The sequence below is a fragment of the Pseudomonas sp. NPDC087814 genome, from assembly GCF_044742865.1.
In the GTDB taxonomy this organism is placed as follows: Bacteria; Pseudomonadota; Gammaproteobacteria; order Pseudomonadales; family Pseudomonadaceae; genus Aquipseudomonas.
This window is the reverse complement of sequence record NZ_JBIUVK010000042.1, coordinates 25,611-44,980: the sequence shown is the minus strand read 5'-3', so window position 1 is coordinate 44,980 and position 19,370 is coordinate 25,611. Positions and strand designations below refer to the sequence as shown.

The 19,370-nt window shown below is 64.0% G+C and carries 19 protein-coding genes; 10 read left to right on the top strand and 9 right to left on the bottom strand.

From position 1 onward, the window contains the following. The 10 genes from sctJ (at position 1) to ACIOMR_RS23910 (ending at position 7,726) form a co-directional block, all read left to right on the top strand. Positions 1–783, top strand: coding sequence for a type III secretion system inner membrane ring lipoprotein SctJ (sctJ, locus tag ACIOMR_RS23955; RefSeq protein WP_003208326.1), 783 nt, complete (start codon positions 1–3; stop codon positions 781–783). Next, positions 780–1,397, top strand: a complete 618-nt coding sequence (locus ACIOMR_RS23950) for a hypothetical protein (protein WP_003208324.1) — start codon at positions 780–782, stop codon at positions 1,395–1,397. The genes sctJ and ACIOMR_RS23950 overlap by 4 nt, the downstream gene beginning before the upstream one ends. Next, positions 1,390–1,968, top strand: a complete 579-nt coding sequence (locus tag ACIOMR_RS23945; protein ID WP_401196750.1) for a FliH/SctL family protein — start codon at positions 1,390–1,392, stop codon at positions 1,966–1,968. Before ACIOMR_RS23950 ends, ACIOMR_RS23945 begins: the two co-directional genes overlap by 8 nt. Continuing rightward, a complete protein-coding gene (locus ACIOMR_RS23940) occupies positions 1,965–3,287 on the top strand; it encodes a FliI/YscN family ATPase (protein ID WP_008433161.1) in 1,323 nt (440 codons plus the stop codon). Before ACIOMR_RS23945 ends, ACIOMR_RS23940 begins: the two co-directional genes overlap by 4 nt. Positions 3,288–3,479: 192 nt before the next feature. Beyond that, the gene (locus ACIOMR_RS23935; protein ID WP_003208319.1) at positions 3,480–3,929 is read left to right on the top strand and encodes a hypothetical protein; all 450 of its coding nucleotides are present in this window, start codon (positions 3,480–3,482) and stop codon (positions 3,927–3,929) included. Further along, positions 3,926–4,927: a type III secretion system cytoplasmic ring protein SctQ gene (gene sctQ, locus ACIOMR_RS23930; protein ID WP_401196746.1), complete on the top strand. Its 1,002-nt coding sequence runs from the start codon at positions 3,926–3,928 to the stop codon at positions 4,925–4,927. Before ACIOMR_RS23935 ends, sctQ begins: the two co-directional genes overlap by 4 nt. Continuing rightward, positions 4,924–5,577 (top strand): type III secretion system export apparatus subunit SctR, encoded by a 654-nt coding sequence (gene sctR / locus ACIOMR_RS23925; protein ID WP_003208316.1) that lies wholly within the window; start codon positions 4,924–4,926, stop codon positions 5,575–5,577. Before sctQ ends, sctR begins: the two co-directional genes overlap by 4 nt. 10 nt (positions 5,578–5,587) lie before the next feature. Continuing rightward, on the top strand, positions 5,588–5,857 hold the full coding sequence (gene sctS / locus ACIOMR_RS23920; protein ID WP_003208314.1) for a type III secretion system export apparatus subunit SctS: 270 nt from the start codon (positions 5,588–5,590) through the stop codon (positions 5,855–5,857). Positions 5,858–5,863: 6 nt separating this feature from the next. Then, a complete protein-coding gene (gene sctT / locus ACIOMR_RS23915) occupies positions 5,864–6,676 on the top strand; it encodes a type III secretion system export apparatus subunit SctT (RefSeq protein WP_003208312.1) in 813 nt (270 codons plus the stop codon). Positions 6,677–6,679: 3 nt separating this feature from the next. Further along, a complete protein-coding gene (locus tag ACIOMR_RS23910; RefSeq protein WP_401196741.1) occupies positions 6,680–7,726 on the top strand; it encodes an EscU/YscU/HrcU family type III secretion system export apparatus switch protein in 1,047 nt (348 codons plus the stop codon). Between the two features lie 146 nt (positions 7,727–7,872). On the opposite strand, the gene ACIOMR_RS23905 is transcribed toward ACIOMR_RS23910, so the two are convergent. The 9 genes from ACIOMR_RS23905 to ACIOMR_RS23865 all read right to left on the bottom strand — a co-directional run bounded on the left by ACIOMR_RS23905 (position 7,873) and on the right by ACIOMR_RS23865 (position 19,369). Next, on the bottom strand, positions 7,873–11,343 hold the full coding sequence (locus ACIOMR_RS23905) for a hypothetical protein (RefSeq protein ID WP_134326969.1): 3,471 nt from the start codon (positions 11,341–11,343) through the stop codon (positions 7,873–7,875). A gap of 106 nt (positions 11,344–11,449) precedes the next feature. Then, positions 11,450–12,181, bottom strand: a complete 732-nt coding sequence (locus ACIOMR_RS23900) for a UTRA domain-containing protein (RefSeq protein WP_177042377.1) — start codon at positions 12,179–12,181, stop codon at positions 11,450–11,452. A gap of 38 nt (positions 12,182–12,219) precedes the next feature. Then, positions 12,220–12,786, bottom strand: coding sequence for a nicotinamide riboside transporter PnuC (gene pnuC / locus ACIOMR_RS23895; protein ID WP_177028589.1), 567 nt, complete (start codon positions 12,784–12,786; stop codon positions 12,220–12,222). 15 nt (positions 12,787–12,801) lie between these two features. Further along, positions 12,802–13,638, bottom strand: coding sequence for a 5'-nucleotidase, lipoprotein e(P4) family (locus ACIOMR_RS23890; protein WP_401196737.1), 837 nt, complete (start codon positions 13,636–13,638; stop codon positions 12,802–12,804). Between the two features lie 12 nt (positions 13,639–13,650). Continuing rightward, positions 13,651–15,798 (bottom strand): TonB-dependent siderophore receptor, encoded by a 2,148-nt coding sequence (locus ACIOMR_RS23885; protein ID WP_102369484.1) that lies wholly within the window; start codon positions 15,796–15,798, stop codon positions 13,651–13,653. A 126-nt stretch (positions 15,799–15,924) separates the two neighbouring features. After that, positions 15,925–16,797: a sulfurtransferase gene (locus ACIOMR_RS23880; RefSeq protein ID WP_177036597.1), complete on the bottom strand. Its 873-nt coding sequence runs from the start codon at positions 16,795–16,797 to the stop codon at positions 15,925–15,927. After that, complete coding sequence (locus tag ACIOMR_RS23875; protein WP_134326964.1) at positions 16,794–17,912, bottom strand: phosphotransferase; 1,119 nt, start codon at positions 17,910–17,912, stop codon at positions 16,794–16,796. The genes ACIOMR_RS23880 and ACIOMR_RS23875 overlap by 4 nt, the downstream gene beginning before the upstream one ends. Then, complete coding sequence (locus ACIOMR_RS23870; RefSeq protein ID WP_102369481.1) at positions 17,909–18,829, bottom strand: ABC transporter substrate-binding protein; 921 nt, start codon at positions 18,827–18,829, stop codon at positions 17,909–17,911. The genes ACIOMR_RS23875 and ACIOMR_RS23870 overlap by 4 nt, the downstream gene beginning before the upstream one ends. Before the next feature lie 147 nt (positions 18,830–18,976). Then, the gene (locus ACIOMR_RS23865) at positions 18,977–19,369 is read right to left on the bottom strand and encodes a Rid family hydrolase (RefSeq protein ID WP_003208292.1); all 393 of its coding nucleotides are present in this window, start codon (positions 19,367–19,369) and stop codon (positions 18,977–18,979) included. Position 19,370 lies beyond the last annotated feature (1 nt).

Below are 19,370 nucleotides of genomic sequence, written 5' to 3'. Positions count from 1 at the left end.
ATGCCAAGCCCGAATCGTGCCCTGCGCCTGCTGCTGATCGGCGTGCTCGCCAGCCTCTTGCAGGCCTGCGACATGGACCTCTACACCAACCTCAGCGAGCGCGACGCCAACGCCATGGTCGCGGTGCTGCTGCGCGACGGCATCCCGGCGACGCGCAAGGTGCAGGACAACGGCCAGTTGAAAGTGGTGGTCGACGAACAGCGCTTCGCCGAGGCCATGACGCTGCTGGACAACGCCGGCCTGCCGCAGCAGAGCTTTTCCAACATGGGCGAGGTGTTCAAGGGCAATGGCCTGGTGTCGTCGCCGGTGCAGGAGCGGGCGCAGATGATCTATGCCTTGAGCGAAGAACTGTCCCACTCGGTGTCGCAGATCGACGGCATCGTCTCGGCGCGGGTGCACGTGGTGCTGCCGGACAATGACCTGCTCAAGCGGGTGATTTCGCCGTCGTCGGCCTCGGTGCTGGTGCGCTACGACCCGGGCACCGACATCAACACGCTGATTCCGCAGATCAAGACCCTGGTGGCCAACGGCATTTCCGGCCTGAGCTATGACGGTGTGTCGGTGACCGCGATCAAGGCCGCGGTGTCCATCAGCCAGAACCCGGCGCAACCGCGACTCGCGCGTTTCATGGGCCTGTGGCTGTTGGAAGACAACCTCAACCAGGCGCGGTTGCTGTTCGGTGGCTTGCTGCTGCTCGCCCTCGGCGCGGGTGGTGTGTTGGCCCGCCAGCAATGGGCGCGGCGCCAGGCCCAGGCGTTGTATGTGCTCAAGGAGGGTGAATGAGCCTGGTTGAGCGTTGGCAGGGGCTGATCGCCCAGCCGTTGCAGTTTGTGCGCGAGCAAAGCCTTGGCGAGTGTTTTGGCGAAGGCCTGCCGGTCGAGGTGCTGCAAGCCCTGCATGGGCAGCCGCGTTTTCGCTCGCGGCTGGAGCAACTGCTGGCCAGCCATTATCAGCTGGCGCCGCTGGCGCATCTGGTCACGCCGCCCGCCGCTGATTTGCCGGTGCTGCTGCTGAGCCCGGCGCAATTTGCGCGTCTGCCCAGGCTGTGTGGTGCGATCTGGCATGGCTCGACCCTGAGCCGGGAGATCCGCCGCGAAGTGGTCAATGAATTGCGCGAGGGCCTTGGCCAGGAAGCCTTTGCCCTGGCCCTCGCGCACCGGCAGTTGGGCGGCGCGGCCGACCTGCTGCGCGAGCCCGCCGAGTTGATCGACGCCATCGACCGCGATGGCCTCACCTGTGTCGCCGCCTGGCTGCAAGCCCAGCCTGCCGAGTTGCAAGGCTGGCTGCCCCTGCGGTTTGTCGCACCCAAGGGCTACAGCGGGCGCTTGCCCCGCGACCTGGAGATCGTCCAGACCGTCGCCGCCCGGTTACTCGCCGAGGAGCTTGCCCATGAGTGAATTACCCAGCCGTCCGGCCGCGCGGATTTTGCGCGCCGATGAAGCGGCGTTATGGACCGATGGCTTTGCCTTTGTGCGAGCCGCCAGGGCGCACGCCGAGCAGATCAAGGCCGACAGCGACCAATGGCTGCACACCGCCCGCGCCGAGGGTTTTGAAAGTGCGCGCCGCGAAGGTGCCGAACAGGTTGCACAGTTGCTGCTGGCAACCCAGGCCCAGGTCCAGCATTACCTGGCCGGGCTTGAGGCGTCGCTGGCGGACCTGGCCCTGGGCATCGTGCGTGAAGTACTCGGCGAACTGGATGACACCGACCGCGTGGTGCGTTGTACACGCCAGGCCCTGAGCGCGTTTCGCCAGGGCCAGGCCTTGACGTTGTGGGTGCCGCCCGCCGAAGTGAATGCCCTGCGCCCACAGTTGCTCAAGGACGGCATCGCCGTGGAGGCCGATGCGCAACTGGGCGCCGGCCAGGCCCGCCTGAGCAGCCCGGCGGGTTCGGTTGAGCTGGGGCTGGAGGCGCAACTGCAAAGCCTGCGCCGCAGCCTGTTGCCCTTTGCCGAAGAGGGCGTTGCATGAACCTCGATCAACTGCTGCCGCGCCTGACCGAGCGGCTGTCCCAGGCCCGCTTGCGTCCGATGCAGGGCACGGTGCTGAGCATTCGCGGGGTGTTGCTGCGGGCCAGCGTGGCGGGCGCGAGCATCGGTGAGCTATGCCACCTGCGCGACCCGGTCAGTGGTCGCAGCCTCAGCGCCGAAGTGATCGGTTTTGATGGCGACGAAGCGATCCTGTCGCCCATCGGTTCCATGGAAGGCCTGTCGACCCGCACGCAAATCACTGCCACCGGCGAAAGCCTGGGTGTGGCCGTGGGCGATGCGCAATTGGGGCGAGTGATCAGCCCCATGGGCGAGTTTCTCGACGGTGACGGTGTACCGCCAACCCTGAACCTGCAGACCTACCCCTTGCATGCCGAGCCACCGGCCCCGTTCTCCCGGCAATTGATCGTGCGCTCCATGGCGTTGGGCATCCGCTCCATCGACGGCTTGCTGACCCTTGCCCAGGGCCAGCGCATGGGCATCTTCGGCGAGCCCGGTGTGGGCAAATCCTCCTTGTTGGCGAGCATCATCCGCAACAGCGAGGCCGATGTGATTGTCATCGGTTTGATCGGCGAGCGGGGCAGGGAAGTGCGCGAACTGCTGGACGTGCAACTGGACGCCACGGCCCGCGCACGCACCGTTGCTGTCGTCGCCACCTCCGACCGCCCGGCCGCCGAGCGGGTGCGCGCGGCATTTGTCGCCACCACCCTGGCCGAGTACCACCGCGACCAGGGCCGCAATGTACTGCTGTTGATGGACAGCCTCACGCGGTTCGCCCGCGCCCAGCGCGAAATCGGCCTGGCCGTGGGTGAACCGCCGACCCGCCGCGGTTATCCGCCGTCGTTTTTTGCCACCTTGCCCAAGTTGCTCGAGCGCGCCGGCCCGGGCCCTGCCGGCAGCATCACCGCGCTGTACACCGTGCTCACCGAAGGCGACGCCGCCAGCGATCCGGTGGCGGAGGAAGCGCGTTCGATCCTCGACGGGCATATCGCCCTCAGCGCCGAACTGGCGCAGCGCAACTATTTCCCGGCGGTGGACGTGCTGCGCAGCCGCAGCCGCTTGATGGAGCAGGTCGCCGGTGACGAACACAAGCGCCTGGCGATGCGCATCCGTGAATTGATGGCGCGCTACGGCGAGATCGAAATGCTGATCCGCGTCGGCGAGTACTCCGCCGGCAGCGACCCCCTGGCCGACGAAGCGATCACCCGCCATGGGGCAATCGAAGCCTTCCTGCGCCAGAACGCCGACGAACCCAGCAGCCCCGAACAGACCTTGATCCGCATGCGCCAGGTGCTGGCATGAGCCCGAAAGCGCAGCAAGCTCCAGTGTGGGAGCTGTCGAGCTTCAGCGAGGCTGCGATGGCGTCAGCACAGCCAACATCAATGTTGCCTGACCCACCGCTATCGCAGCCTCGCCGGGGCTCGACAGCTCCCACATTCGATCTTCATGCACTCAGTGAGTGCGCTGTTGGTATGACGATGGAGAAAAGAACCGATGAAGACTGAACAACTGCGCACCCTGCAAACCCTGCGGGTGCTGCGCGAACAGCGGGCGGCGAGCCAGTTGGCGGCGCAACAGCAACGCTGCGCGCAAACCCACGGCGCCTTGACCGACGCCAAGGAACAACTGCGCCTGCACCGTGAGGCCGTTGCCCATGAAGCCGGCGAGATTTACGCCTCGCTGACCGAAGGCCTGTCGGTGGCCAGTTGGCAGGCCGCCCAGGATCGCCTGCGGGGCTTGGCCGACGATGAGCAGGTGCTTGAAGGCGACGTCAGCCACGTGTCCAGTACCCTGCAAACCCAGGAGCGCGAGCGTGAGCTGTTTCGCCAGGAGCGCCTGAGCCGCCAGCGCCAGTCCGATGCCTGGCAAAGCCTGCTGGACGGGCGTGAAAGCAGCGAACGGGTGGCCGGCGAGCTGCGTGAAGAACAAGGACTCGGCACATGATCGTGGCCCTTGCCGACCCGTTGGCGCCCTGGCTTGAGCACTACGACCCGGCGCTGCTCACGCTGCATAACCAATTGCACCGCCGGCGGCATGCGTGGCAGGGCCGCTGCGCCGGGCAGGATCTGAGCGTCGCCTGGGCCGCCGATCCCCAGCCGCTGAAAACACCCCGGGATGTGTTGCTGTTGCTCGGCCAGTCACCGGTGCGCTTGCGACTCTCGGCTGCCGCCCTGGAACAAGTACTGGTGCCGCTGTCGTTGCAGTTCGACGCGCAAGTGCTGCCGGCATTACCGCGTTCGCTGCTGCTGGAACTGGCCGTGCTGGACCTGATCGAGCGCCTCGAACCGTTGCTCGGCCACCCCGTGCAACTGCTCGAAACCAGTGACGACCTGCGGCCTTATGCAGTGCATCTGGCACTGACATTGACCTTCGGCAACAACCCGCCAATGGCCGCCCAACTGGACTTGAGTGAAAGCGCTGCAGTGCTGGTGGGCCAGTTGCTGGAGCAGCACGGCCAGATCGACGCCGACCCGTTGCCGGCGTTGCGCCACACGCTGTCAGTAGTGGCCGGGCGGCAATGGTTGAGCCTCGGCGAGCTGCGCAGCCTGCAGCCCGGCGATGTGCTGATGCTCGAATCCGGCAGCGGCTGGCTGCTGGACCTTGAGGGCCGCCTGCAAGCCCGCTGCCAGCGCGACGGCTCGTCGCTGCAGGTGCAGGAACCTCTGAACACGCCCCTTTTGGACATGGAGAACACAATGACTGACGTCGATGCCGCCGCGGCCCTGGACGATTTGCCCCTCAAGCTGGTGTGCCAGGTCGGCAGCCTGGAACTGACCCTGGCGCAACTGCGGGAACTGGGGGCGGGCAGCCTGCTGCAACTGAATACGCCGACCGTGGATGGCGTCGACCTGATGGTCAACGGCCGTCGCGTCGGCCAGGGCCAACTGGTGAAAATCGGTGACGGCCTGGGCGTGCGCCTGCTGAGTTTCGCCACCCCATGACCGGTTATCAGCCGAACCTGATCGAGATCATCCTGGTGGTTGCCACCATCGGGTTGATCCCGTTGGCGGTGGTGACCCTCACCGGCTTCATGAAAATCTCGGTGGTGCTGTTCCTGATCCGCAACGCCCTGGGCGTGCAGCAGACGCCGCCGAACCTGGTGCTGTACGGCATCGCGCTGATTCTCTCGGTGTACGTCACCACGCCGTTGATTGGCGACATGTACCGCCAGGTAGAGGGCCGCGACCTGAATATCGAGCACGTCGAGCAACTCAAGGACCTCGGCGACGCCCTGCGCCCGCCGCTACAGGCGCACCTGGCACGGTTTGCCAACGAGTCCGAGCGCGGCTTTTTTGTGCAGGCCACCGAGACCATCTGGTCGCCGGAAGCCCGTGCCGACCTGCGGGATGACGACCTCGTGGTGCTGATCCCGGCGTTTGTCAGTTCGGAGCTGACCCGGGCCTTCGAGATCGGGTTCCTGCTGTACATCCCGTTCCTGGTGGTGGATTTGCTGGTGTCCAACGTGCTGATGGCGATGGGCATGTCGATGGTCTCGCCGAACCTGATCTCGATCCCACTGAAAATCTTCCTGTTCGTGTCATTGAGCGGCTGGTCGCGCCTGATGCACGGTTTGATTCTGAGTTACGGCTGAGGCAAGACCCATGGGCCAGGACGTTTTCCTGTCATTGATGAAACAGGCACTGATGACCGTGCTGATGCTCTCCGCGCCTGCGCTGGGGGTGGCGATCATCGTGGGTTTGAGCGTGGGCCTGTTCCAGGCGCTGACCCAGATCCAGGACCAGACCCTGCCCCAGGTGGTGAAGCTGGTGGCGGTGTTGTTGACTATCGTGTTCCTCGGCCCGGTGCTCGCCGGGCAAGTGGCGGAACTCGGCAGCCAGGTGCTGGACAACTTCCCCTTGTGGACGCGCTGACCGCCCATGGATGCCAGCCTTACCGCACAGTTTCTCGAAGTCGCCTACCCGGTGATCAGCTCGGCCTCGCTGGCGGCCTGCCGGGCCATGGGCGTGGTGGTGATCACCCCGGCGTTCAACCGCCTCGGGCTCACCGGGATGATTCGCGGCTGCGTGGCCGTGGCGATTTCGATCCCGATGTTCATGCCGGTGTTCGACGCCATGACCTCGATGCCCAACCACGGCAGCCTGTTTATCGCCGGGTTGCTGATCAAGGAATTCCTGATCGGCATCTTGATCGGCCTGTTGTTCGGCATTCCGTTCTGGGCGGCGGAAGTGGCGGGGGAGTTGATCGACCTGCAGCGCGGTTCGACCATGGCGCAACTGGTGGACCCGTTGTCCACCGGGGAGTCGAGTGTGATGTCGACCTTGCTGACGGTGATGTTGATCACGCTGTTCTTCATGTCCGGCGGTTTTATCCTGATGGTCGACGGTTATTACCACAGCTACCAGCTGTGGCCGGTGACCGCGTTTACCCCGGTGTTTGCCAGCTCGGCGTTGCTGGCGGTGCTGTCGATTCTCGACCAGATCATGCGCGTCGGGGTGCTGATGGTGTCGCCGCTGATCATCTCGCTGCTGGTCACTGATTTGATGCTGGCGTACCTGTCGCGGATGGCGCCGAACCTGCATATTTTCGACCTGTCGTTGCCGGTGAAAAACCTGTTTTTCTCGATCCTGATGGTGATCTACATTGGCTTCCTGATTCCGTTGATGCTGGACCAGTTGGCGGAATTTCGCGGCACGGTGGAGCTGCTGAAAACCCTCGCGGGCATGGAGTAGCGCATGGGCGATACCAGCGAAGAGAAGTCCCAGCCGGCCACGGATAAAAAACTCAAGGACGCGCGAAAGAAAGGCCAGGTCGCCAAGAGCCAGGACCTGGTCTCGGGCATGGTCATCCTGTTCTGCACCCTGTGCATTTCCATCCTCGCGCCCCGGGCCCAGGCCCAGGTCACGGCGCTGATCGACCTGACTGCGCAGATCTACATCGAACCCTTCGCCACGGTTTGGCCACGGGTGCTGGACCATGCCGAGCAACTGGTGATCGGCATTACCCTGCTGGTGATGGCGGTGACCACCGGGGTGGTGATCCTGACCAATATCATCACCATGCGTGGCTTTGTGTTTTCCGTGGAGCCGATCAAGCCGGAGTTCAAGCGTATCAACCCGGCGGAAGGCTTCAAGAAGCTGTTTGCCCTGCGCAACTTTGTGGAATTCATCAAGGGCCTGATCAAGGTGCATGTGCTGGCCGTGGCGTTCTACGTGGTGGGGCGGCATGCGTTGCAGGCGTTGATGGAGTCGTCGCGGTGTGGCGCGGGGTGTATCGAGTCGACGTTTTTCCTGGTGCTCAAGCCGCTGGTGTTTACCGTACTCGCGGCCTTCATCCTGGTGGGTGGGGTGGATGTGTTGATGCAACGCTGGCTGTTCGGCCGCGACATGAAAATGACCCGCAGCGAGACCAAGCGCGAGCGCAAGGACATTGACGGCGACCCGTTGATCAAGAGCGAACGGCGACGCCAGCGCCAGGAGATGCAGGCGCTGGCCACCAAGCTGGGGTTGGGCCGGGCGTCGATGATGATCGGCACCACCGATGGCTGGGTGATAGGCGTGCGTTATGTGCGTGGTGAAACGCCGGTGCCGGTGGTGGTGTGCCGCGCTTCGCCGGAGGAAGCGTTGGGTATGTTGCAGGAGGCGTTTGATTTAGGGATACCGCAAGCGCCGGACAAGGGCTTGGCGGAAGCGATTGCGCGCAAGACGGTGCCGGGGGATCCGGTGCCGGATGCTTCGTTCCAGGCGGTGGCGGACTGGTTGGTGGCGGCGCGGTTGATCTGACGATCTTGAGCCGAACACCGATCAAAATGTGGGAGCGGGCTTGCTCGCGAAGGCGGTGTGTCAGTCACTGAAAATGTTGACTGACACACCGCCTTCGCGAGCAAGCCCGCTCCCACATGGGTTCTGCCGGGTGTCAGGAAGTTCAGTTATGGCTTGTCCACATCATGGTACTCACCCCCATACCCATCCCCCACCCGCCAGATAATGTCGTGGTTCTCATTGGTCCATTCCGACGGTTTCAGCGAGTACTTGTAGTCCTCTGAGTTACGGTTATTCCCGTCCCCGATAAAGTCCGGGTGGTCCCGCCGATGGTCGCCCCCGCGGATACTCGACCGCGCATCCCACTCTTCCTTGCGGAAATCAAAAATGCTCTGGTCCTGCGGCGCATCCCGCTGGCCCCAGTCGGAGAGGTAGGTCTGCAACCACACGTATGCTTCATCCCCGTTGGGCTTGAGCAGCCCGTCCTGCTTGAAGTCCTGGATCTGGTCCCAGTTCTGCATCGAGATCTTGTGCAGCTTGTGGGACTGCACCGTGCTCAAGATCGCCCCGACAAACGACAACGCGCCGGAGATCAAGAAACCCACCGGTCCCAGGAACGGAATGATCCGCCCGGTCACCCCCAGCGTGCCCAGCACGCCGCCGGCCGCGCCCACCAGGCTGCTGACACCACCGGCCATCGACAGTGAGCCCGAGGCGATTTTCACCGGGTCTTTCTCGCGCACACCATCACGCAAGGTAAACGCCGCCTGCACCACACTGATCACGCCGCCTGCCACGTCGGTGGCCATGCCGATCACCTTGATCGCGCTGCTGGCGAACTTCGCGCCAAAACCGGCCCCGGCCACGCCGCCGCGGCTGGCAATGCCTTTTTCAATGCCTTCCTGGATCTTCGCCGCACCTTCGTCGCTCCAGCCGCCGCTGTTGAGGGCCTTGCCCACGTCCTTGCCGTCGTCCATGGCCTGGTCGACGATCTCGAAGTACTTTTTCTGCACCGCCTCGGCGTCCTTGGGCAGCGCGTGGTACCCCTCGCCAGGCTTGGCCCACAGGTCGGGCAGGGAACGGTCGAAGCCCATCAGCTTGTAGGCGTTGGTGCCGCGCAACTTGTCGTAGACCTTCAAGCCCAGCGTGGCGAAGTGCGAGCCGGTGCCAAGGAAGCCAAGGAAGTCGTTGGCGATGCCCAGGCGTTTCATCGGCGTATCCGCCAGCTTGCCGCCTTGTCCGGCGAGTTGGTAGACGATACGGCCCATGCCGATCGCGCCGCCCACTGAGCCGAGTACGCCGTTGTCCTTGAGGAAGTTGAGGTTCTTCACGAACGAACTGCGGTTCTCTTCGCTGAGGCCCGGCATGATCTCCTTGCTCACGGCCTTGTCGATGTCGCTGAAGCTGATCACGCCGTTTTTCTGCCAGGTGTCGCCGAGGGAAATCATCGCCTTGCCGAAATCGGCGGCGGCGTTTTTGTCCTTGAGCAGTTGGTCGACGAACTTCGAATACACCCCCAGCGCCTGGCGCGGCAGGCCGTCGGCACTGCCCTTGAGCATCGACAGGATTGCCATGGTGTTGTCGGTGGTGGCCAGGGCGGTGTTGTCGTCGGAGATCTTGGTGGGATCGTCCATCAGCTTTTCAACGGCATCGGTGTAGCCGTCGATCTGCAGGTTTTGCAGGAAGTTGTCGGCCTTGGCCGGGTCGATATCGGCCAGGGCGGTGTAGGCGGTCTGGATTTCCTGGGTGGCCAGTTCGGTCTTGCCGCTGTCCTGCAGGGACTTGATGTACTGGGTGAAGTTCTCCGAGGAGGTGCTGTCGATCAGGCGCTGCCTGGTCTCATCGACCTTCGCCTGGCCGCCGTCGACCTTGCCCAGGGCTGCGTCGTGGTTGGCCTTGATGTCGTGCTGGATGGTCGAGTCGCCGAGCAGGTCGTTGATGGTCTGGTCGATGGCCTTGGTGTCGAAGATGTTGTCGCGTACGTCCCGCGAGGTCACGTCGATGGGCGTGGTGGCGATGCCCTGGTTGCCGAAGCCGTGCTCGGGAATGATCGACATGCCGTTGTCGGCCATGCTCCTGGCTTCCACCGCCCGCAGGAACTTGGCGCGCGGGTCGTCCTTGCCGATGCTGCCGTCCTTGACCCCGGCGCGGTAGCTGTCCACCAGGGTTTTCATCGACAGGTCCTGCACCGACAGCGGGTTGCCGCTGTCATCTTTCTCGGTGGTGGTCAGGTTGTCGACGGAGACGTCCTTGAGGGGCGGCAGGCCGTTGTCGGTGCGCAGCTTGTCGACGTCGGTGGTTTGCGCGGCGATGTCGCTGCGGTAGCTGGAAATCTGCTCGAACATCTGTGGATTGCTGTCTTCCGACACCACGATTTTCTCTTCGCTGCCCCCCGGCTTGTGCTGGGTGAAGGCGATCAGGCCCGGGCCATAATCACCGGCGCCGCCGACGCTCATGATGTCTTCGGTGGAGGCCAGGTAAGCGTCCGGGGCGGCGAGGGTGTAGCCGTCGCCCTTGGCCTTTTCGATGCCGGCCAGGGTTTGGCCCTTGCTGGTGTAGGCGGCGAAGGCTTCGGGGGTGATGTCCTTGGACACCACCAGCAGTTTGCCGTCGGCCTGGTTGACCACCAGGATGCCGTCCATGGGCGCGTCGACCTTGCTGATGTCGCCCAGCTTCAGGCTGGCCTCGTCCTTGCGCAGCAGTTCCTGGCCGGGCAGGGACTGGGCGTTCTTGATGTAGTCGAAGGCCTGCGAGCCTTCGCTGGCGTGCACGGCGTGGAGGAAGTTGTAGAAGGTGCCGCCCGCGTTGGGGTTGGGGTTGCTGAGGTCGGCGCCGGGCTGCGGCAGGTCGGCTTCGGACTTGCTGATCGCGTACTTGTGGCCCTGGTGTTCGAACAGGATCACTCCGGCGCTGCTGTCTTCGGACACCACTTTCAACTGGCTGAAATCGAGGTCGCCCGGCAGGCTGGTGACTTCTTCATAACCTTTGGATTTGCCGTCATTGAGGGCTTCCTTGGTCACCCCGGCCTGGGTGTAGGTGCTGAACGCCTGGGGCGTGAGCAATTCGGAAATGACCAGAGTCTTGCCGTTTTCAAGGCTGACCTTGAGGATGCCGTCTTCAGCCTTGCCCACGGATTTGATGTTGGCCAGGCGCACGCCGTCGCCGTCTTCGCGCAGCAGTTGCTGGTCGGGGTTCTTCAGGCTTTCGACGATGGCCTTGCCGGCCGGGGTGCCCTGGGTTTCGGCCAGGGTCTGGAGGAAGGTGTACAGCGGGGTACCTTCGTCGGGCCCGCCCTGGTTGACCGGGGCTACGGCATGGCCGAAGCGCAGGTTCTTCAATACGTCGAAGCCGTCCTGGGCGTTGGCCGCACCCTCGGCGCTGATCTTGTATTTGGCGCCGTCCTGTTCGAAGTAGATCACCCCGGCGTCCTTGTCTTCGGAAATGACCTTGAGCTTGTCGATGTCGAGTTTGGCCGGGAGGGCGGTGACTTCCTTGTAGTCCTCGGGCTTGACGGTTTTGTCGCCCGGCCCGGTGCTGGCAAGGATTTTGGCTTTGTTCAGGACGGCGTCGAAAACCCGCTCGGGAGCGTTGGGTTGATCGACGCGGGGCGACGCGGATTTTTCGGGGCGGGTGATCATCGGTTCAGTCCATGTGAGGGGCGCACGAGGACTCGATAGTAGGGGCTGCAAGCGAGTGAAAACGGGTTCGTTGGCAACAAGTCACAAGCTTTCACAGGTGTGAAATTCACGTCCCGGGGTAGCGCGTCTCCATCACGACGGACAATGCATCCGGACGCCAGAATTCCTGGTCGAACTCCACCGGCTGGTCATCCTCGCCGAAGTTCAAGCGTTCCAGATACACGCTGGTGGAACCGGTGGACAATTGCAGCAACTCGGCCTGTTCTTCATTCACCGTGCCAATGTGCATCTCCAGCTCACACCGCGACAGCACCCGGGAAAACCGCTCCCGCAGCAGTTGGGTCAGCGAGGTATTCAGGTCAGCCTCCAGCAGCCCAGGGCACCAGCTGGCCAGCAGCGCGTTGAACTCCAGCAACACCGGCCGTCGGTCGATCCAGCGCCGCCGTTGCAGGAAAAACATCGGCTCATCCGCCGACGCGAGGCCCATCCGCCTGGCCAGCCAGTCGCCCGCGGGGCGCAGCTCTGCGTGCAGGCATTCGGTGCGCGGCGTACGGCCTTGGGCACTTACGTAATCCATGAAGCCGCTGATGCGTGTTGGGTCATAGCGGATGCGCCGGGGGCTGACAAACCAGCCGCGACGGTTTTCCCGGTACACCAGGCCCTCGGCTTCCAGTTGCTGCAAGGCCTGGCGCAAGGTGACCCGGGTGCAGCCGAAGCGCTCGATCATTTCCCGTTCGGAGGGGAATTTCTCATCGGCCTGGGGCACACCCGCCGCAATATCGTTGGCGATCTGTTCACGAATGCGCTGGTAGTGGGGTGAAATCGGGTCGAAAGGCATCCTGGGGTTCCGTGTGCAGGCCGGGCGTGGGCGTGACTCTACCGTTCCTGTTGGCGCAGGTCACGCTGCCACGACACCAACCCATACGCCGCCAACAGCACAAACCCGGCATACAGCGCAGCGGTCAGTTGCAGGTCCTTGTACACAAACAGCCCCACGTAGACCGTATCCAGCACGATCCACAGCCACCAGCTCACCACATACTTGCGCGCCGCCCACAGGCTGGCCACCAGGCTGAAAGCGGTGAGCAGCGAATCCAGCCACGGCAGTGCGGCATCGGTGAAGTGGTGCATGGCGGCGCCCAGCAGCAGCGCACCGATCACCCCGGCGAGCAGGTGCCGCCATGCTTCCTGGACCGGCAGCCGTTCCACCCGCACCTTGCCCGCGTCGATGCGCCCGGTGCTCCAGCGCCACCAGCCGTAGCCCTGCAACACAGCGAAGACCAGTTGCAGGAGCATGTCGGAATACAGCTTCACGTCGAAGAAGATCCAGCCGTACAGCAACACCGCGACCACGCTGACCGGCCAGCACCAGCGCACCCGTCGGGCGGTGAGCCACACCCCGGCAATATTGAAGATCACAGCGACTATTTCCAGCGGCGTCATACGGTCCCCTCAGGGTCAGTTTTGCAGGTGCAGCGCCTGTTGCTTGAGCTGGCGCTTGCGTTCAAAGGGCAGTTTTTCCTGGTCGCCATACGGCGCGCTGTACCAGTTGCCGTAAGTCGGGTTGGGCAGCACGAACCAGCGCTGGCCGAGCCAGCCCAGGTAGGGTTCGGCGGCCTTGCGCTGGGCGTCCAGGGTGTTGTGTTCGGCCTGCACGAAATCCCCCAGGGAATCACCCGCCAGGATCAGCACGCGGGCGTGTTGGGCGACCCATTGGCGTCGGCAGTTCTTGCCGTAGCCGGCGTGTTCGCAGCCGCCAATGGGCGTGCCGGCAGCCAGTACCTGCTGCTCGCTGTCCACCGGAAAGCCCCGCAGGCGCAGGTTGTTGACGGTGGCCTGGACCTGGCTTTGCTCGCGGTTGGTGATGTAGTACACCGTGATGCCTTTGTGTTTGGCGGCCTGCAGGAACGTCACGGCGCCCGGCAGCGCCTGGGACTTGGCCTGGTCGACCCAGGTGTTCCAGCGGTCGTAGGAGTAGACCTGGTTGTTGACGACGTCCCGGGCATTCAGCGGGATGTTGTCGAGCACGGTCTCGTCGATGTCGACGATCACCGCTGGCGGCAGCCCGGCCAGATTGCGCGGTGGCAAGGGCAGGGCGTCCCAGTCCGGGGTCTTGAGGGCCACGTCCAGTTGGCGAGTGGCGTTGGCGAACACCTGGCGGTAGATCAGCTCGTGCTCGATGGAGGTCTGGGTCCACAGCACCGCATCCAGCTGGTCGTTGGCGGGCGGTTGCTGCTGGCAGCCGACGAGGGCTGTGGAGAGCAGGCACACACTGGCAAAAATCAGATTACGCATGAACAGTCAGCCTCAAAAATTGACGGTGGCGGATAACCGCGCGGTGCGTGGCGCGCCCAGGAACAGGTAGCCATCGCCCGCCGATTCACCCACATCGCGCCAGTAGCGTTTGTCGAACAGGTTGTCGACGGTCAGGCGCAGCACAGTATCGTAATCACCGACTTTGGTGCTGTAGCGTCCGCCGACATCGAACACCGCATAGTCGTCGACCTTCACGCTGGCCTCGCGGTTCGCGTACTTGCTGCCGCTGTATTGCACGCCGCCGAGCAGGGCCAGGCCCTTGATCCCGGGAATGCTGTAGTCGCCGTGCAGGCTGGCGCGCAGCTTGGGTACGTTGATCGCCTGGTGGCCGTCGTAGTCGTCGGTGCCGCTGCCGCTCACCCGGGCGCGAATCGCCGCTACGCTGGCCGACACTTGCAGGTTATCGGTCACCCGACCATTGGCCGAAAGCTCCAGGCCGACGTTCTTCTGCTGGCCTTGCTGCACGAAGGTGATGCTGCCGTCATCGTTGGGCCGGTTGTATTGCAGGTCCTGGGTGATCTGGAACAGCGCGGCGGTCAGGCTCAGGCGCTGGAAGTCACGCTTGATCCCCACTTCCAGCTGGCGCGAGGTGGTCGGCGGCAATACCTCATCGGCGTTGCTGCTGAACCATGCCGCGGTGCCGCCCAGGGACAGGCCCTTGCTGTAGCTGGCGTACAGGGTGGTGTCCGGGCGCGGCTTGTAGATCAGCGCCACCTGGGGCAGGAATACGCTGCGCTGGGTATGGCGGGTGGTGTCGCCGGCCTGGTCGTAGGTTTCTTCGTCGAGGCGCACCTGGCGCCCGCCGAGAATGGTTTGCCACTGCTCGTTGAAGCTGATGCGGTCGCTGGCGAACAGCCCGTATTGGCGGCTGTCCAGGCGCCGGTAGGTATGGCCCAGCGGCCCCTCGTAGGGGTCAAGCACCGGCGGCTTTTCGTAGATATTGCCCTCGCCGATGTATTCGTTGACTGATTCACGCCGGTCCACCAGGCGGCGGAAGGCAGTGGTGCCGAAGGTCAGGTCATGCTTGAGAAAACCGGTGTCGAACTGGCCGTTGAGGGCGGCCTGGGCTTCTTCGTTGCTGCGGGTGTCGTCGGGGCTGCGATAGTCCGAGATGTCGTAGTCACCCTCGGCGCTGAAGTGGTTGGGCACTGCGGTGTTGGCGCAACTGGCGGCGCCGTAGCAACCCCAGGCGAAGGTGCTGTAGTCGTCGATCACCACGCGGCTGCGGGAGGCGCTGAAGCTGGCTTTCCAGGCCTCGTTGAAGCGGTATTCGAACAGGCCGTCGAGGTTCAGCGACTTGATGCCCACCGGGTTCGACCAGCTCTGGTAGCCCAGCAGATCCCGTGGCGACACGTTGTGGGGCACGGTGGTGCCGCCGAGCAATTGGTATCCGGGCACCGAGCGTTGCTCGCGGTTCTGGTATTCGGCGTTCAGTTGCAGCAGGGCGTTGGGGCTGATGTTCCAGTCGAGGGCCAGGGAGGCAAAATCCCGCTGGCCGTCGGCGTGGTCGACGTAGGAACGGATGTCTTCGTGGGCCAGGTTGACCCGCACCCCCACCTGCTGCTCGGCACCGAGCCAGCCGCCGACGTCGGTGGCCAGGTAGCGCTCGCCGTGTTCGTTGGTGGAGACAGTCACCGAGCGCACGTTCTCCGGGCGCTTGCTTACGTAGTTGATCAAGCCGCCGGGTTCGGACACGCCGCTTTGCAGCCCGGACAGGCCCTTGAGCACTTCCACTTGCTGCTTGTTTTCCAGTGCGACGTTCTGTTCGCCGGTGATGGTGCGACCGTTGATCTTGTAGCTGCTGGCCGGGTTCAACGAGAAACCGCGCACCACGAAATTCTCGTAGTAACCCACCGGCGCATAGCTGTCGCCGACCGAGGCGTCGTTCTTCAATACTTCACTGAGCAGGCGGGCTTGCTGGTCTTTCAGGCGAGCCTCGGTGATCACCGCCACCGAGGCCGGGGTGTCCAGCAGCGGGGCGTTATCGAAGCCGGCGACAGCGGCCTTTTTCGCCTGGTAGTCGGTGGCCTGTTCACCGACTACGGTGACGGTGTCCAGGGTCGCGTCCTGGGCGTGGGCGGCCGTGGCGGCGAGGGTGATGCTCAGGGCGAGCAGGGTGTGACGGTACGGTGTTGCCATAAAAGGAGCGCTCCAAGGGCCTGCCCGCTGGCGCCTCGCGCTTTATTGGGCGCAAAGGGGCCCTGCGCTGCGCAACGGACGGGTTGCCAGTACGAAATTAAAAAGCCGGGGTCGCCGCAAAGGGCGTCAGGCCGGAGCTGCTCCGGTAGTCATTGGTAAGCGTGCGTCGGCGGCCCATTCCTGCAGCGAGCCGTCGTAGAGTGCGAGGTCCTGGCGACCCAGCAGGGTCAGGGCCAGGGCGTTGGCCGCCGCGGAAATTCCGCCGCCGCAGTACAGAATCAATGGACCGTCGCTGTGCAGCAGCGTGGGTCCGATAGCCACGGCCAGGGCGTCCTTGGGCAGGTAGCGACCCTGTGCATCAAACAGCGTGCGTGCCGGCAGGTTGTGGCTGCCGGGAATGTGCCCGCGCCGGGCGTAGCGGGTGGCTGCGGTGCCGTCGAACAAGGCGCTGCCCAACGCGCAGACGAGTACGCCGGGTGCTTGTCCTGCGGCCACCGCCTCAACGCCTGCGCGGTCGATCCACAGTGGTGCGTAGGTGCTGATCGGCCAGGGTTCGACGACGGGTGTGTTTGCAGGCTGCCCGCTGTGCTGCGGTAACCCCGCCCGTTGCCAGGCGTTGAAACCACCGTCCAGCACGCCGGCGTGAATGCCCAGCCCGCGCAGCATCCACCACAGGCGTGCGGCCCAGAAACCGTCGGCGCGATCGTAGATCACCACGTTGCTGTCGGCGCCTGCACCCAGATTCGCCAGTGCCTGAATCAGGGCTTGTGGTGTTGGCAGGGCGAAGCTGTAGCTCGCTTGAACGTCGGCCAGATCGGTCAGCAAGTCGGCATGCCGTGCGCCGGGGATATGTGCGTGCAGCCAACCGGCATGACCGCTGGCGACCCGGTAATCACCGTCAAAACGCGGGGACGGCAGGACGACGGTGGCGTCCAGTATCACCAGCCCGGGCTCCCCGAGGTGGGCATGCAGCCAATCGGTATCGACCAGGATACTCATACGGATTTTCGCCGCAGGTGGTTGAGCAATCGTTGCCCCTGGGCACCGGCAAACCACTGCAGATGGCCCAGCAGGTAGGCGTGATAGGCCACGTCGGCACTGTGGGTGGAACCCACTACGCCTTGGTAGTACGCGATTTCGGACAGGGCAAAATCCACATGCACCAACGGCAGCAGGGCGCTCAGGGTGAGCAGGTCCTGGGCGCTCAATGGCCGGCCCCGGTGATAGCCGGTGAGCAATGCGTCGACGCTGTCGAGGTCCGCTGCTGCCAGGCCACCGCTGTCCAGGTCCAGCCAGGGCACGGCGTTGCGTTCGATGGCGGTCGCCAGGTCGTAGAGGGCGAAGGTGCGGTCGGCGAGGCCGAAGTCCAGCACGCTGGCGACGTTGCCGTCTGCATGCCACAGCAGGTTCGAGGCGTGCCAGTCGTTATGGGTCCAGAGCGCCGGTTGTTGGTGCAGCAAGGGTTGCAGGGGCGCGTGCCAGGGCAACAGCAGCTCGGTCAGCCGTGTGTGCCAATCCTTGTCGGCAAGGTACTCGGTCAGCGCCGGGGTATTGGCGATCGCGGCCAGTGGCGCGGGTTGTTCGATCACCCGGGCATTGGCCAGCAGCACTTCTGTTTGACGGCGGGGTGCGCTGTAGTGCTCGGCTGCGATGTGCAATCGAGCCAGCGCCACACCCGCCGCCTGCGCATGTTGAGTGCTTTGGAAGGGCGACCACGACAGCGCATCGCGGTACAGGTCAAGGCCCTCGGCGACATGGTGAATCTCGTAGGTCCATTCACCTTGCGTCGTGGCCGTTGCACCGTGGCGGTTCGGCACCACTGCGGCAACCGGTGCGCCGTGGCGATGCAGGTGGGCGATCAGGCGGTGTTCTTCTTCCAGCCATGCGGCTTGTCGCACGTGTCGGTGATGCCGTTTGACGAACAGGGTGGCGCTGCCGGTATTGATCAGCCCGGCAGCGGAGAACGGTCGCGGGCTGTGCCAATGCAAACTGCGCAGTTGACCCAGTTGCGGGTACTCGTGCAGCAACTGTTGGATATCTGCTTCGTGCAGCGCTGGCCAGTCGGCAGCTACCGGATCAAGCCCCAGGCCATGGGCGGTGCGTTGTGGATTCATGCCGTCGCCCCGGGCAGATAGGCGTTGCTGGTTGCCCCTTGCCACACCTGCGGATTGTCGAGCACCGCGTGCTCGTGCAGCCACTCGGCATAAGGTTTCAGCAGCGCCTGGCGTTGCTCGCCCCAACGACCGTCATGCAGCCAGGTCGGAGCGATTTTGTGCAGGGATGCGCTGAGCAGTTCCGCCGGGAAATACGGTGTAGTGTGCTCATAGGCCGCCAGCGCGATGGCTGGCTCTTCGGCCACGGCGAGATAGCCACGGGCAGTGGCCGCGAGGAAATCACGCACCAACCCGGGCTGCTCGGCGAGGGTTTGTTCGTGGGCGCCCAACAGGTAGCTGTGATACGCCGGTGCGCCAATCTGATCCACCGGCAACACCACCCGGCGTTCTGCTTCGATGGGGCTGTGCATCAACGCTTCCCAGGCCCAGTAGCCGCCGAAACTGGCATCGGCGATGCCTTCGGCCAACTGTTCGGGCCGCAACTCACGTACGCCGCTGTCCACCAGGATCACGCCATCAGGGTCGCCACCGTCGTTGCTCACCAGGTGACGCACCATCGCCAAACCCCGTGGCGTGGGGTTGAGCGCCAGGCGCTTGCCCACCAGGTCTCGTGGGCGGCGGATACCGGAGTCGGTCAGGGTTTGAATCGACTCAAGGCCCGCATGATTGATCGCCGCGATGCCTTGCAGGGCTTGCCCCTGGCCGCGCCGGACCAGCAGGCGGTTGCTGGGGAAAATGCCGAAGTCCGCCGCGCCGGTCAGCAGGTGCTCAAGGGTGTCGCCACGGTAGGGGTCGTGCACCACCAACTCCACATCCAGGCCCAGCTCGGCGTACCAGCCGCGTTCCCGCGCCAGGTACAAACCCGCCGAATTCGGCCAGGGATGAAAGTACTCCAGCATTACCTTTACCGACACCATCGCTTGCTTCTCCAGCCTGCAGTCTTTTGATGGGGGCGATTTATAAGGGAGCAATCTGGTATATACCAATATCGTTTATTGCTATGGATATAACCGGGACCAAAAAAAACCGCGGCCCAAGCCGCGGTTTTTTACTCATCGCCTGGGTCAATCGGCAACGATGGCGTACGTTTCGATTTCGACTTTCTGCCAGGGGCGCAGCATCGAATCCACCTGAATCAGGCTGCTGGCCGGGCGAATGGCGTCGAACACCTCGCTGTGTGCCTTGGCGACGGAGGCGGCATCGTTGATATCCCGCAGGTAGACCACGGTGCGCACTACGTCTTCAGGGCCCATGCCCGCCTCGGCCAACACCTTGTTGACGGTGACGAGAATGGCCTGGGCCTGTTCGTAAGCATTGCTGTGTTCGTAATCGGGTGAGGCGCAGGTGCCGGAGATGTGCAGGTGGTTGCCCACGCGAACGGCGCGGGAATAACCGAACACGTTTTCGTACTGACCGCCCGAGGAAATAGTTTGCCGCGCTGTGGTTTTACTGGTCATG